At 33.6% G+C, this 15932-nt stretch carries 13 protein-coding genes; 11 read left to right on the forward strand and 2 right to left on the reverse strand.

Annotated elements, in window-relative coordinates; all coding sequences use genetic code 11:
• The first annotated feature begins 132 nt into the window (after positions 1-132).
• Positions 133-1626, forward strand: a complete 1494-nt coding sequence (locus FC45_RS06510; protein WP_057706472.1) for a peptide MFS transporter — start codon at positions 133-135, stop codon at positions 1624-1626.
• A gap of 59 nt (positions 1627-1685) precedes the next feature.
• Here FC45_RS06510 and FC45_RS06515 read toward each other — a convergent pair whose 3' ends face one another.
• On the reverse strand, positions 1686-2576 hold the full coding sequence (locus FC45_RS06515; RefSeq protein ID WP_006585725.1) for a 3-hydroxyacyl-CoA dehydrogenase: 891 nt from the start codon (positions 2574-2576) through the stop codon (positions 1686-1688).
• Between the two features lie 10 nt (positions 2577-2586).
• Positions 2587-3414, reverse strand: a complete 828-nt coding sequence (locus FC45_RS06520) for an acetoacetate decarboxylase family protein (protein WP_006585726.1) — start codon at positions 3412-3414, stop codon at positions 2587-2589.
• Positions 3415-3614: 200 nt separating this feature from the next.
• Between FC45_RS06520 and FC45_RS06525 the strand changes: the two genes are divergently transcribed.
• From FC45_RS06525 to csn2, 10 genes are all read left to right on the forward strand, one after another.
• Positions 3615-4265, forward strand: a complete 651-nt coding sequence (locus tag FC45_RS06525; protein ID WP_006585727.1) for a nitroreductase family protein — start codon at positions 3615-3617, stop codon at positions 4263-4265.
• 130 nt (positions 4266-4395) lie between these two features.
• Positions 4396-5064, forward strand: a complete 669-nt coding sequence (locus FC45_RS06530; RefSeq protein WP_006585728.1) for a type 1 glutamine amidotransferase — start codon at positions 4396-4398, stop codon at positions 5062-5064.
• A 72-nt stretch (positions 5065-5136) separates the two neighbouring features.
• Complete coding sequence (locus FC45_RS06535) at positions 5137-6117, forward strand: Gfo/Idh/MocA family protein (RefSeq protein ID WP_006587837.1); 981 nt, start codon at positions 5137-5139, stop codon at positions 6115-6117.
• Between the two features lie 135 nt (positions 6118-6252).
• The gene (murQ, locus tag FC45_RS06540; protein ID WP_006585729.1) at positions 6253-7152 is read left to right on the forward strand and encodes an N-acetylmuramic acid 6-phosphate etherase; all 900 of its coding nucleotides are present in this window, start codon (positions 6253-6255) and stop codon (positions 7150-7152) included.
• Positions 7153-7156: 4 nt separating this feature from the next.
• Positions 7157-8044, forward strand: coding sequence for an alpha/beta hydrolase (locus FC45_RS06545; RefSeq protein ID WP_006585730.1), 888 nt, complete (start codon positions 7157-7159; stop codon positions 8042-8044).
• 14 nt (positions 8045-8058) lie between these two features.
• Complete coding sequence (locus FC45_RS06550; RefSeq protein ID WP_006585731.1) at positions 8059-9489, forward strand: PTS transporter subunit EIIC; 1431 nt, start codon at positions 8059-8061, stop codon at positions 9487-9489.
• Between the two features lie 125 nt (positions 9490-9614).
• Positions 9615-13790 carry a type II CRISPR RNA-guided endonuclease Cas9 gene (gene cas9, locus FC45_RS06555; protein WP_057706474.1) on the forward strand — a complete coding sequence of 1392 codons (4176 nt, stop codon included), beginning with the start codon at positions 9615-9617 and terminating at the stop codon, positions 13788-13790.
• Between the two features lie 222 nt (positions 13791-14012).
• Positions 14013-14921, forward strand: a complete 909-nt coding sequence (gene cas1, locus FC45_RS06560) for a type II CRISPR-associated endonuclease Cas1 (protein ID WP_006585733.1) — start codon at positions 14013-14015, stop codon at positions 14919-14921.
• On the forward strand, positions 14899-15204 hold the full coding sequence (gene cas2 / locus FC45_RS06565; protein WP_006585734.1) for a CRISPR-associated endonuclease Cas2: 306 nt from the start codon (positions 14899-14901) through the stop codon (positions 15202-15204). The genes cas1 and cas2 overlap by 23 nt, the downstream gene beginning before the upstream one ends.
• The gene (gene csn2, locus FC45_RS06570) at positions 15201-15869 is read left to right on the forward strand and encodes a type II-A CRISPR-associated protein Csn2 (RefSeq protein WP_006585735.1); all 669 of its coding nucleotides are present in this window, start codon (positions 15201-15203) and stop codon (positions 15867-15869) included. The genes cas2 and csn2 overlap by 4 nt, the downstream gene beginning before the upstream one ends.
• The last annotated feature ends 63 nt before the right edge of the window (positions 15870-15932 follow it).

The raw sequence follows: 15932 nt of genomic DNA on the forward strand, positions 1-15932 counted from the left end.
CATCCTTACACAAACTATTTTACGGTCTCTACCAATTTGACAATAGCTTATTTATATATTAAAATTTTATTCATTGTTATTATTAATTGTTAATTAGTTTGACAATAGATTAACTTAAGGAGATAAAGACATATGGATAATAAAAAAGACCTCGATAAGTCTTTCTTTGGACAACCCAGAGGTCTCGCTACACTGTTTTACACAGTTATGTGGGAACGGTTTAGTTACTATGGGATGAGAGCGATTCTAATCTTTTACATGTATTACGCAATTGAAAAGGGCGGCTTAGGAATGTCGCAAACTTTAGCTGCGTCAATCATGTCAATTTATGGATCACTTGTTTATATTTCAACAATTGCCGGTGGTTGGCTAGCTGACCGTATATGGGGACCTAGAAGAACAACCTTTATTGGTGGGGTTCTCATTATGTTGGGACATATTTGTTTATCACTACCATTTGGTGCAGCTGCGTTATATCTATCTATTGCATTTATCGTTATGGGGTCTGGATTACTTAATCCTGCTTCAAGTGCAATGGTTGGAGATTTATACGAAGAGAATGATAATCGCCGTGATGCGGGATTTAGTTTATTTGTTTTTGGTATTAACTTAGGTGCTGTAATTGCTCCGATTGCAGTTCCTTGGGCAGCTAGTGGGTTTGGATTACATCTTTTCGGTAATGAAACTAATTTCCATGCTGGTTTTTCACTTGCAGCTATTGGGATGTTCTTTGGCTTATTACAGTATTGGTTCGATGGTAAGAAGTATTTAAATGAAAAAGACTTTAAGCCAAATGATCCGCTTAATGAAAATGAAAAGCAAAAGTTAACTAAACAAGTATTACTTGGAGTTTTAGCATTAATTATTGTTTTAGCTATAATGTTCTTCATGGGTAGCTTGAATATTGATGGTATTATTAACTTAATTACAGTAATTGCGATTGCAATGCCAGTAATTTACTTTGTTATGATGCTTAGAAGTGATAAAGTTACTAAGATTGAAAAGAACCGCGTATTAGCATATATCCCATTATTTATTGCTGCTGCAATATTCTGGGGAATTGAAGAATCTGGATCAACAGTTTTGGCCCTTTTTGCTGCTAATAGAACTGTACTTCATTTAGGTGCTTGGCATTTTGAAGCAGCTAACTTCCAAGTCCTAAATCCGTTATTTATTATGATTTTAACTCCAGTGTTTGTAGCACTTTGGAATAATTGGAAGAAGCAACCATCTGCACCTGGTAAGTTTTCAGGCGCTTTAATCTTCGCTGGTCTTTCATACGTTTGGATGGCTATTCCAGCATTTATTTCACCAGATCATCGTGTAAGTCCATTATGGTTAGTTGGTTCATGGTTCTTGGTAGAAATTGGTGAAATGCTTAATTCACCAATCGGATTATCTGTTACTACTAAGTTAGCTCCTAAAGCCTTTAAATCACAAATGATGTCACTTGGGTACATGGCTGATTCAGTAGGTCAAGCTGTAACTGCTCAAACAGTTAAGCTTTACACTCCTAAGACAGAAGTTCAATATTTCTTAGCTGTTGGTATTGTAAGTATTGTCTTTGGGATTATTTTAATGTTCCTTGTTAAACGAATTCATAATTTAATGGAAGGAATTGATTAGATAAAAAACCTCACCTTGAAAAGGGTGAGGTTTTTTGTTTATAAAATAAAATCAAATTATTAACGAGCTTCAATTGATGTTAAGAAGTCAGCTCTTTGAAAGGCTGGGTTTGGATACTTGTAAAATCCTTGGCCAGCTTCAATGCCGTAGTGTCCAGCATCAATCATGTCTTTCATTGTTTTTGCTACTTTTAATTCTTCAGGCGTGCGAGCTTGTTGTGCAAAAATTGCATAAACAGTCCGGATTCCCACCATGTCCATTGACATAAATGGGCCAAATGGACAGCCAGTTGAATTCATCCAATCTTTATCAATTGTGATTGGATCTGCGACACCATTTGCCCATAATTCAAGAGCAGCATTTAAGAATGGTACAGATAAAGCGTTCATAATGTAACCATGTTGCTCTTTTTGGAGGTGAACAGGTAACATCTTGATAGCCTTGGCAAATTCAATTACTTCTTCGATAACTTCTGGCTTAGTCTTATCAGTACCAACAATTTCAGCAGTATTGTTAGTCCAAATGTGGTTAGCAAAATGCATGTGCAAGAACTTATCAGGGCGATCAACATAGTTGACTAATTGACTTGGTACCATGGTTGATGAATTTGATGCAATAATGGTCTTTTCTGGTAAATGTGGACAAACATTGTGATAAAAATTTGCCTTTACATTTAAACTTTCAGGGACAGATTCAATTAAATAATCACAATCTTTAAATGGAATTTCCCAGTCATTGGTAATTGAAAGAATATTTGACATTGCTTTATCAAATTGTTCATCGGTCAATCCCATATCTTTTTTATAAAATGGGCGAAGTGCAGCTAACCGCCGCTTAGCTCTGTCTGGGTGTGGATTCCAAATTCTAACATTAAAGTCGCATAGAGCAGTTTGAAAGGCAATTTGACTACCTAATGTTCCAGCACCAGCAATAGTAATATTTTTAAACATAATTAACGCCTTACTTTCCTAAAATAGCTTGGTCATAGCGGCCAGTAATTAAATATGGTGCGATTTCATCTGGTTCAACTTGGGCAAGTTGAATTGTTTCGTGCATTTTGCCACTAGTCATTTGGTAGTGAGCGCCACCAACTGGCTTTAATACGGTTAATTCGCTGACTGGATCATCGCTACTTGTCCCAAGTTCCATTGTAATGTTGCCTGGAGTGAATGCGTGGGTGACACCTGTTGTCTTAGTAGCAATTAAACGAGTGTTAATGAAGTGGTTGTGACCGTCATGGTCTTGATCAATCTTATAGTCGAAGAAAAAACTATAAGTATCGGTTGGCGTATCAAGCTTAGATTGACCACCCATTAACTGTTTAGCGATGTCAGGATCGTTGGGAATACCTGGAGTAAAGGTAAGATTAATTAAATCTACACCATGTCTAGTAACAACAACATGGGTGCTGCCATTTTTTTCAGTGTAGCTAATTTTATCAGCTAACTTCTTTGGAATTGCAGCTCCTTCACGACCAGCAAGCATGGCTTCTTCGGCTCCTTCACCACTTAAAAATAGGGTGAAAGGATAAGCGCCGAGCATGCGGCCACCGTATGAAACTAAACTATATAAGACAGCTTCATCATAAGGCTTAGCAAAAGTTGGATTGCCCATATGGGTAATATAACCAGCGATGACTGGTGCGATAGGCGTTAATGGCTTAGGCACTAATCTAGCTAAAACTTCTGGTGAAGTGACGTAGGCAAACATATAACCATCTTGATTTTTCATGTTAGGATTATCAAGAAAGTTGACAACATCTTCTTTGTTAACAAGATAACTAGTCATAAGGTAAATACCTCCTTTTTAGAAAAAATATGTTTCCTGCTTACAAGAATATCTAAGCACTTTTTCGATAAAATGAAAGCGTTTTAATTATTTTTAACACAATATTTTGCTAGATGTATACTTTGTAAAATACTTTTATCAAAATAGTGCTATGATATGGCTAGATAAAAAGTAAACATTTTCACAAAGAGGTAGTAAAAATGACAGAAATAGAATTTGAAAATAATGATTTTTCTAGTGTAATGCTTAATCGGCATTCTGTAAGACATTTTGATAAAAGTTGCAAGATTGACCGGAGTGTTTTGACCGAAATGGTCAAAGAAGCCACAACAGCTCCGTCATCATGTAATTTGCAAGCATGGCACTTTGTAGTAGTTGATACAGATGAAGGCAAAGAAAAGTTACGAAAAATTTTTATGCCGTTTAATCATCCTCAACTAGACACTTGTTCAGCAATGGTTGTTCTTTTTGGTGATACAGATGCCTTTAAGAAGTATCGTGATTTATGGCAAGGAATGTATGAAGAAAAGAAAATTACCAAAGAACGTCTTGAAACTATTTTAGGTACTTTCTTGCCAATTTATGAAAAGGCAGATAGGACCTTGTTAACTGCAGATGCGATGGTTGATGCAAGTTTAGCAGCAATGCAATTTATGCTTGATGCTAGAGCTCGCGGTTTTGCGACTAATCCGATTGCTGGATATGATGCAACTAAGATGGCTTTGGCAATGGGACTTGATCCAGTTCGTTATGTTCCAGTTATGGCGATTGCGATTGGTAAGCCAGATGAAAGTAAGCAAGAACTTGTTTCAACTCGCTACGATGTTAAAGATGTGCTGGAATTTAGATAGATACGTAGATAAAAGAGTAAGATATTATCTTGCTCTTTTTTTCTTAAATATAAGCTATACTGCGTGCTATAATTAAGGCATCTTAAAATATTTATATATTTATTTTGGCCATAGTACAGAAAGGTACATTATGCGAGTTAATATTTTACAACATACACCCAATGAAGGTCCGGGAGCAATTGCAGATTGGTGCCATGATAGAGGACATGAAATGTATGTTTACCACCCATATCAATTTGGTAAATTACCTGAAGCTAGTGAAACTGACATGCTAGTTATTTTGGGTGGGCCAATGAGTCCTAATGATGATTTATTTTGGATTAAAGAAGAGCGAGTATTAATAACCCAGTTGCTAGCTAGTGATACACCAATATTTGGGGCATGTTACGGAGCACAACAGATTGCCAAAGTTTTAGGTAGTAAGATTGGTAAGGCACCACATAAAGAAGTAGGTTGGGCACCAGTTTATTTACAAAATCATGTAATTGATGGATTACCTGAAAAAATAGTAGCCTTACACTGGCATGAAGAAATGTTTGAAATCCCCACTGGAGCGCATTTACTTTACTCAAGTGATTTAGTTAAAAATCAGGGCTTTGTATTTGGCAGTCACGTAATAGGACTCCAATTCCACTTTGAGCCATTAGCAGATAATGTACGTGAAATGGTAGTAAATGATGGGGAATATGCTTTACAAAATAATGATTTAAAGCAAAGTCCAAGTCAAATTTTGCAAAAGCAGGTTCCATCAGAAAATAAACAAATTATGTACAAGTTGTTAGATTTTATTACAAAATAAAAAATAAAAATCGTTAGCAGTATGGCTGACGACTTTTTTGTATAATGGGATTAAAAAAGGAGGTGCTTTCGTATGTTGAAATTAGGAGTTATTGGCACAAGTTGGATAAGCAAACAATTAGTTGAAGCCGCTCAAGCTACTAAAAAGTGGACTGTTACGTCTGTTTATTCTCGCTCTCTTGAAAGAGCAAAGGAATTTGGTGAGCCGCTAGGAATTGAGGGCTTTTTTGATGATTTGGAATCATTTTTTTCAAAAGGTAATTTCGAAGTGGTTTATATAGCTTCACCTAATTCGCTGCACTTTAAGCAGGCAAAAATGGCAATTGAGCATGATAAAAATGTAATCGTTGAAAAACCTGCTTTTACTAAGCCGAAACAATATGATGAAATTGCAGAGTTACTAGATACGCATGACTGCCACTTTATTGAAGCTGCTCGTCATATTCATACTAAGATTTTTAGAAAGTTAACTGATGAAGTCAAGAAATTACCACAAGTTGATGGGGCATATTTGAATGTGCGTCAATATTCTTCTCGAATGCATACTTTAACCCCTGGTCAAAAACCAGCAAATGTTTTTAAACCAGAATTTGCTGGTGGAGCCTTGATGGATATTGGGGTGTATGGCGTCTATGTAGCGGTTTCCTTGTTTGGGATGCCTAATGCTTGCTCATATACCCCAGTACTTCATAAAAATGAAATTGACGTTTCAGGTAATGCACTACTTAAGTATGACAACTTTTTTGTAAATATTGATATTGCTAAAAATACAATGACTTATCAAGGGTCTGAAATTTATGGCAGTAAAGAAGTAGTTGGGATAGATTCAATTTTGGACATGCATAAAGTTGCTTATTATGATGCAGAGGGCAAAAAGCATGCCAGCCGGATTAAAGTGCCTGATAATCCACTATATGAAGAAATGAATGAGTTTGCAGACTTATTTATTAATCCAGATGAAAAATTATTCGACTACTGGGTACTTTCTGCTCAAGTTGGGGAAGTGTTGAACACACTTCGACAATCTGCCGGTATTAAGTTCCCAGATGATTAGAAATATATTGAAGCTAGGCGAAAGCCTGGCTTTTTTTGTGGGGAATAAAAAATAAATTCCATAATGAATATGTTAAAAGCTTTTTAGTTGAACTATACTATATGTGAAATCGCTTCCTAGAAAGGAAATGAGAATATGACACTAGATATCTCAAAACTAGAAACTGAGCAACCCAATCCTAAAACTAGGAAAATTGATGAATGCTCAACTGATCAGATTTTAAAGTTAATTAATGATCAAGATCAAACAATAGCAGGTGTCGTAAGAAAAACTATTCCGAAAATCGGACAAATAGTTGAGGCGGCAACAAATGCTATAAAAAATGGTGGGCATGTATATTATGTCGGAGCTGGAACATCAGGACGATTAGGTGTATTGGATGCAGCAGAATGTCCTCCGACTTATGGAGTAAGTCCCGAATTATTTCAAGGTATTTTAGCTGGAGGCAAAGAAGCGATTTTTGTTGCTAAAGAAGGTGTTGAAGATAGCGAAAGCAGGGGAAAACAGGCCTTAGTTGAGCATAACTTAGCTAAAAGCGATTTAGTTATTGGCATTGCAGCTAGTGGAAGGACGCCATATGTAATTGGAGCATTGAAGTATGCTAATGATGTCGGAGCAGGCACTGCTAGTATTGCTTGTGTAACCAATTCTGCTCTTGCTCGTTATGCCAAGATTGCGATTGAAGCAGTTACAGGACCTGAAGTAATAACTGGCTCAACTAGAATGAAGTCTGGCACTGCTCAAAAGCTAATTTTAAATATGATTTCAACTACAACAATGATTAAGCTTGGTAAAGTCTATGAAAACTATATGGTAGATGTTTCACCAACAAATCAAAAGCTGGAAGTCAGGGCTTGCAATATGATTAAGCTTTTTACAGATTTAGATGATCAAGCAGCTAAGGACTTGTTTATTGCTAGTCATAAGGAAGTAAAAACTGCCATAGTGATGTATTTGAAAAAAGTTGATTATAAGCAGGCTAAGGTTTTGTTAGATAAGAGTCAAGGTCATATTCGTCAAGCGATTAAGGAGTAAGAAAATGAAAAAGAGAAGCAGTTTATTTATATTAATTATCTTAATGCTCTCTTTAGTTTTAACAGGATGTACCTCTAATAAAGATGCGGCTAAAGCTAAAGCAGCAAATCAAAGTCAAGTGGTTACAACTACCTTGTATTCTAAGCATTTAGGTATTGATTGGAATTATGATGTTTATTTGCCAGCAGGGTATAATCCTAAAGCTAATAAGAAATATCCAGTCTTATTTATGCTTCATGGCTTGTATGGAAACCATCGCAACTTGTTGGAGCGTTTTAATTCACAACAGATTATTGATGGTTTGGTCCATAGAACAAGTAAAAAGATGATTGTTGTTTTCGTTGATGGCTTTAATAGTTTTTATGTTAACCAAAAAGGCGGAATGCAAATGGAAACAGCGATAATTAAGGATTTAATTCCTAAGATTAATCAAACTTATAAAGTAGCTACTAATCCTAATCAAAGAGCAATCGGTGGTATTTCAATGGGTGGTTATGGTGCTGCCAGATTAGCACTAAAATATCCAAATCAATTTTCAAAAGCTGTTATGATATCTCCATCTGTTTGGTATTCATTAGCTAAAGGTAATCCAATTAGAGCTAATATGCATGCCTTCACTGATGGTAAAACTAATTGGTCAGACCAAGTTTATAATAGCGAATTTCCAACAAAATATATCAACAATAAATCAAGAAATGTAAAACTTTATATTGAAACAACCAGTTCTGATACTACGGTACCTGTCAAAGATGTAAATCATTTTGTTAATGATGTAAAGAGCCAGGGTATTAATGTGAAGTATGTTAAAGACTCAGGTGATAACCATAACTGGACTTATTGGACAAAAGCAGCACCTAAGGCTTATGCATGGGCTATTAAAGAGCTTAACTAGGAAGAAGGATTCAAATGTCAGATCAAGAATTGGCTAAAAAGATCCTATCACTTGTAGGTGGGAAGAAAAATATAAAAAATGTTGCATCATGTATGACTAGATTACGCCTAAGTTTAAATGATGTAAGTCTTGCAAATATTGACGAATTAAAAAAGCTGGATGGAGTTTTAGGTGTAGTTCAAGCAGATACCTTACAAATAGTGCTTGGTCCTGGAAAGGTAACCAAGGTAGCCGAGCAGTTTGCTAAGCTGGTTCAACAAAAATTAAGTCAAACGCAGGCAGATGATGCGTTAGACGAGGTTAAAGCACAAGCTGCTAAGAATAAGGCTGAAAATAAAAAGAAACATGATAAGCCTTTGCAACGTGGACTACAACATGTGGCTAATGTCTTTATTCCATTGTTACCAGGGATTATCGCTGCCGGATTAATTAATGGAATTTGTAATGTCATTGATTTTCAGACAGGGTCAGCTTTTGCTAATGACTGGTGGTATGCAACTATTAAAACAATTGGTTGGGGGATGTTTGCCTTTTTGCCATTGCTAGTTGCTATGAATGCGGCCGCTGAATTTAAGGGTAGTCGCGTTTTAGGTGCAATTGGTGGTATTTATTGTTTGAATTTGGGGATAACAACTTTTCCACTGGCATCGTTAGCATTAAATATGCCATTTACTAATAGTCCTTATGTTGCAGGTGTAGGTGGTATTTTAACAGCCCTGTTAATCGGCTTCTTCATAGCCTTTGTGGAAAAGTGGGTCAGAAGCTGGATGCCAGACATGCTAGATACCTTCCTTAGTCCACTTATTACAGTTATCTTCTGTGGATTAATCGCTGTTGTCTTCTTACAGCCTGTTGGTTCATGGCTAACTAATATCATCTATGTAGTTATGGACTTCTTCTACAACAAGCTCAGTTGGTTTGGTGGATATATCTTATCATCAACTTTCTTGGGATTAGTATCTGTTGGTTTACATCAGGCCCTAACTCCAATTCATATTATGCTTAATGATCCAACTGGTCCTACTAAAGGAATTAACTACTTACTGCCAATATTGATGATGGCTGGTGGTGGCCAGGTTGGTGCAGGTCTTGCATTATTCTTTAAGAGTAAGAATAAGCGTTTCAAAAAGTTAGTTATGTCATCAATTCCAGTTGCAGTTTTAGGAGTTGGTGAACCATTAATGTATGCTGTTACTTTGCCACTTGGTAGAACTTTTGTAACTGCGTGTTTAGGTGCCGGATTCGGCGGGGTCGCTGCTTCATTATTCCATTTGGGAACTGTTTCCCAAGGGGTATCTGGTTTATTTGGTTTATTAATTATGCAGCCTGGTCAACAATTACAGTTCTTGATTGCGCTATTAATAGCTTACTTAGGGGGATTTATAATTACTTGGTTCTTCGGTGTTGATGAAGGACGAATTAATGAACTATTTCCTGAGAAGTGATTTTTTGTTTTTTTAATAAAAAGGATTCAGTCAATTCTGAATCCTTTTATTTATATTTAAGTTATAGGATAATTTAAGTATGCTAAATATATAGCATGATTTATTTTATATGGAGGGAAGTCTTTATGAAAGAAATAAAAGACTACATCATTGGTCTCGATATCGGGACAAATTCATGTGGATACGTTGTAACAGACAAACAAAACAATATTTTAAAGCTTAAAGGTAAAACTGCTATTGGTGCACGCCTTTTTAAAGAAGGCGAAGCTGCAGCTGATAGACGTGCCTTTAGAACCACTAGAAGAAGATTAGCAAGACGTCGCTGGAGACTAAGTTTACTTGAAGAAATCTTTGATGAAGAAATGAACAAGGTTGATCCAAGTTTCTTTAGAAGACTAAAAGAGTCAGATTATTCTCCTAAAGATAGACGTAAGCAATTTAATTCAATTGTTTTTGAAAGTAGTGAAGCAGATAAGGCTTTTTACGAAAAATATCCAACTATTTATCATTTGCGTAATGCTTTAATGCATGATAATCAAAAACATGATTTGCGAGAAATTTTCTTAGCAGTTCACCATATTGTTAAATATCGTGGGAACTTTTTACGAGAAGATTCTGTTAAGGCTTTTAAAGCAGCTAAATTCACTTTACAAGGTGAAGATGGAATAGGACCAGTTGATAAGTTAAATGATTTGTTAAAAGAAATTTATATTGAAGCTGCTCCTGAACTTGCAACCGACAATCTATCTAAGATTGAAGATATTATCAAAGATAAGAAGTTGTATAAGCAAGATAAGTTAAAACAAATTGCTAATTTGTTGCCTAAAGCTGTTGATTCTAAGGATAAAGCTAAGCTTAATAAAGATATTGCCAAACAAGTAGCTAATGCTTGGATGGGCTATATGTTTAGATTAGATACACTCTTTAGTTTTACTGATGTTGATGTGAAGGACTATAAATTAAAATTTAGCGATGCTAATATTGATGAATCTTTGGATGCTTTGACTAGTTTATTGACAGATGCACAAATAGAATTTGTATTAGAACTGCAAAGCATTTATAATACTATAGTTTTAAATGAAATTGTCCCAGATGGAATGAGCCTTTCTGAATCAATGGTTAAGAAATATGATGACCATAAGAAAGACTTGAAGTTATATAAAGAATATATTGATTCTTTAAGTGATCAGAAAAAAGCTAAGCAACTTGAAGCAGCGTATGCGTTATATGTTAATTATCGCAAGGCAGATTTATTAGCAGCTAAGAAATTGTTTGAAAAGAAGAAGATAGGGGATAAAAAGTTTGTCGATGTAATAAGTAACTTCGAAGTATTTGGCAAATTTGTTTCTGATAATTTAGATGATTCAGAATTGGCTAATAAGATTAAGGCTAGACTTGATCTAGGTGAATTTTTACCAAAACAAAGAACCAATCAAAATGGAGTAATTCCATATCAGTTGCATCAAGTTGAATTAACTCAAATCCTTGAAAAACAAGGTAAGTATTATCCATTTTTGATTACACCTAATCCTGTTGAAAGTCATAGAAATAATGCTCCTTATGAAATTAGCGAACTTGTATCATTCCGTGTGCCATATTATGTTGGACCATTAATTGATAATCAAAGTATCAAAGATAAACAAAATAAAAATAAATTTGCTTGGATGGTGCGTCAAAAGCAAGGTCAAATAACGCCTTGGAATTTTGAAGAAATGGTTGATACTACAGAATCAGCTAATCAATTTATCAAGAGAATGACAAGGAAGGATACGTATTTATTAGCTGAAGATGTTTTACCAAAATCTAGTTTAATTTATCAAAAATTTATGATATTAGATGAATTAAATAGAATAAAAATTGACGGCAAAAAATTAACAAGTAAACTAAAGCATGATATTTTTGAAAAATTATTTAAGAAGCAAAAAAGCATCAATTTAGATAACTTAAAGAATTATTTATTAGCAGAGGGCAATATTCCAGGTTTGATTGAGGGCCTTTCTGATGGAATTAATTTTAACAATAGTTTTTCAACTTATATTGATTATCGTAATATCTTTGGTGATGAGATTGATAATCCCAATAAGCAAGCTGACTTCGAAAAGATGATTGAATGGTCAACTGTGTTTGAAGACCGTAAGATTTTCAAGCGAAAGCTAAAAGAAATTACTTGGCTAACACCTGAACAAATTAAACAAGTAAGTAGTAAACGCTATTCAGGATGGGGGAGATTATCTAAGAAGTTATTAACTCAAATTACGGATGAAAATGGTGTTAATATCTTGCAAAGACTCTGGAATGAACCTGAAACTTTAACTGAAGTTTTAGCTAATCCGGTTATAAAAAGAAAAATTTCGGAAGCAAATAGCCTTTTTGTTCAAATTAATAAGGTTGAAAATATTTTAGATGATGCCTATACTTCTCCTCAAAATAAAAAAGCAATTCGTCAGGTAATTAGAGTGGTTGATGATATTATTGCCGCAGCTCATGGTAAAAAGCCTAGCCAAATTGCTATTGAATTTGCACGAAGTAGTCAAAATAAAGCTAAAGTGCCAGACACACGAAAAAAGCAACTTGATAAAATTTATAATAAAATTAGTTCAGAAATTTTAGATTCGTCTATCAAAAATGAATTAAAGAATTTGAAAAGCAATAAGTATTTATCCAAAGATAAACTATTTTTGTATTTCAAACAAATGGGGAGGGATGCATATACTGGTGATAAGCTTTCTCTTGATCAGCTTCAAAATTACGATATTGATCATATTTTTCCAAGATCTTTTATTAAGGATGATTCATTAGATAATCGTGTATTAACGCAGAAACCGATAAATGCTAAAAAGTCAGATTATGGTATTCCAGCTTTGGAATTTGGCAATAAATATGTTCCTGATTTGGGGATTACTGTAAAGGAAATGTGGAAGCTATGGCAAGAAAATGGATTAATTAGTAAATCTAAGCTAATAAACTTATGTACTAATCCTAAAAAAATTGGATCGAAAAGAGCTTCTGGATTTATTAATCGCCAATTAGTTGAAACGAGTCAAGTTATTAAATTAGTCGCAATTATACTGCAAGCTGAATTCCCGGATACTGAAATAATAGAGGTTAAGGCTTTACAAAATACAACTCTTAGGGAAAGTTTTCATTTATATAAGAATCGGTCAGTAAATGATTATCATCATGCAATTGATGCGTACTTAACAACGATAGTTGGAAATTATTTATATCAAGTTTATCCAAAACTTAGACCATATTTTGTTTATGGTCAATTTAAAAAATTTAACCAAGAAAAAAATATTGATATACTTAAACGACTAAAGAATTTTAATTTCTTAAGGCAATTGATTTTTAACACAGATGATAATATCTATATTTCCGGAACTAAAGAAATAGTATTTAATAAAAAAGATATTATCCATAAACTGGAAACTGCTTATGGGTATAAATATATGAATATCTCACGTGAGTGTTATCAAGAAACTTCAAGTTTATTTAATCAAACTCTTTATGCACATAATTCAAGTGTAAAAAATAGTTTAATTCCCAAAAAGAAAGGATTACCAACAGAAATTTATGGAGGTTATAGTGGAAATAAAGATTCTTTTTTTGTCTTAGTTAAAATAGTGAAAAAAAGAACTAATCTTTATAGAATTGTTGGAATTCCTACAAGAGAATTAGCCAAGCTTAACTCATCAAATAATTATAATCAAGCTTTAAATAAGATTGTTGAATCGAAACTCTGCTTAAAGGAAACCGAAAGCTTTAAAATATTAATTAAGCGATTATTATATGGTACGTTAATTGTTGACAATGGCCAGAAATTTAGAATTGGCAGTTTTAAAGAAAAGCATAATGTTCAACAGTTGGTATTACAGTTAAAGTCGATGAAGTATATTAAATTTTATATCGATGGTGGCCAAAATTATTTTACTGATGTAGAGCGAAAAAAATTAGAAAAGCAAGACAGAGATAAATGTTTACTATATGTATTTGATGATATTATGAATGTAGTTAATAAACGTTTTACTTTATTTGATATGTCAAAATATGAGAAAGATGGTGATTCTCTAAGAGAAAAATTTAATTGCCTGGATTTTAATGATAAAGTATCAATATTATCAGATTTACTTAAAGCATTTCATGCTAATTCTGATCGGACTAGTATTACAAAGTTGAAAATTACAAACTTGGGTAGACATCAGGCCGGAAAAAACGGAATTACATTAACTACTAATGCACAAATCATATATCAATCACCGACTGGCTTATTTGAAAGACGCATTAAAATAAAAGACTTATGATTACCACATATATGGAAAAAGGATTACACTTGAATTAGGTGTAATCCTTTTTTGCTACAAAAAAAGACCGCTATAAGCGGTACACATGTGAAAACTCGGTACTAAGACCTTGTTTGATTTTAAAAATAAGGTTGTTAAATCAGTAAATTGAAATATTGAGGTTGTTAAATCAACAACTAAATAATAACATTTTCAGATTTAGTTAACAAGGGGTGAAAATTAATGGCTTGGAGAAACGTAATTATAACGCAACATGCAAAACTATCTTATTCATCAAATATGATGCAAGTTCAAACTAGTAAAGGAATTACGCAAATTCCACTTTCTGATATTGCATTACTATTAGTTGAAAGTACTCAAGCAGTTATTACTTCACAGTTAATTAGTAAACTTGCTGAACAGGGATGTAAGGTGATTTTTGTTGATAATAAATATAATCCGATTACGGAGACTGTAAATTATTATGCACCTAAATGTAATTATCAAAACTTGTTAGCTCAATTACATTGGGATGAAACCTTAAAGCAAAGACTATGGACCGAAGTAGTATGGCTAAAAATGAATAATCAACTTAATGTCTTGAAGAATTATCACTTACCAACAGAAAAAGTAGAGCAAGAAATCAATAAATTAGAGTTTAATGATGTAAGTAACCGCGAAGCTGTTGTAGCTAGAGAATATTTCCAAGAACTTTTTGGAAAGAGTTTTGTCAGACAAGATGAAGGAGATACTATTAATGCAGCTTTGAATTATGGTTATTCCATATTGTTATCATCTTTTAATCGTCGCATTGTTCAAAATGGTTATGAAACATATTTAGGAATTCATCATTCTTCTATCGCCAATCAATTTAACTTAGCATCAGATTTAATGGAACCATTTAGACCTTTTGTAGATTATTGGGTAGCAGGACAAAAATTAAAAGATTTTACTCCAGATGTGCGATATGGATTGGTTGAATTGCTTAGTTTACAGATTAAATATAATGGGAAAGCCATCCTCCTAGCTAACGCAATAGATTTATTTACCAAGGAGTGTTTAGGCTATTTAAGCAATGATGTGGATAAAGTAGAAAGCGTGATGGATTTTGTCAATGAGGTACCGAACCATGCGATTGCTGATAATGTTTGATTTGCCTACAGAAACGGCTCAAGATAGAAAGAATTATCGCATATTTAGAAAAGAACTGATTAATGAAGGCTTTGTAATGATTCAATTTTCAGTTTATGTGAGAGTTTGCGTAAATCGAAAAATGGCTATTTTTTTAGAAAATAGGGTGAGAAACTTTTTACCAGAAGAAGGATTAGTGCAGTCATTAATGTTAACGGAAAAACAATATAACGATATGCATTTTTTAATTGGTGAAGCAGTAGATGATGTACGTAACACTTCAGACAGGACGGTGATTATATGATTATTAGTTATGAAGGACATCATCCGATTAAAGTATCAGATGGTAAAATAACTTTTATAAAAGTAGCTAATTCTGCAGTTTATCGTGATTTCATTCTTTCTTTTCAAGGGAAAAGTGAAAAAGTAAAATTTTTTGATGAACATTACAATCAACTTGAAAAGAATAAATCTATTGACTGGGTTGGAGATGTTTTAATTACACAGGATTATCTTAATTCTTATCAGAATAAGATTATTTCAAATCTGTTTGATACTTTAAATGAAAATCAGAGAAATAAAATATTTAATACGTGGCGTCAGCTGAGTACTGATATTCAAGATATAATATTTATGACTGATTTACCAATTGAAGTTGGTGAAAATCTAGATTTAAAGAAGCTATTCAAATTTGATGGAATTCATTTTGATGATTCTGTATTAAGTGATCCTTATGCTATAATTGAAACAGTTGTTAAAATTCATATTGAATGTAAATTGAATTCGGTTGTTACTTTTGCAAACGTAAGTCATTATCTTACAAAAGAACAATTGAATAACTTAATTACCTTTATAAACGAAGTAAATATGCCTTTGATATTAATAGAATTTTCATCTTCAGATTTTAAGGTTGTTAGTGGGGATGCAAGAGTCTGTTATATTGATGAGGATTTTGTCGACTGGTACTGATTTTAAATCTGAGAAGCTGATGATAAAATGTCGGTTTTAGAAGGTTGTTAAATCAGTAAGTTG

Source organism: Lactobacillus jensenii DSM 20557 (assembly GCF_001436455.1).
Taxonomy (GTDB): domain Bacteria; phylum Bacillota; class Bacilli; order Lactobacillales; family Lactobacillaceae; genus Lactobacillus; species Lactobacillus jensenii.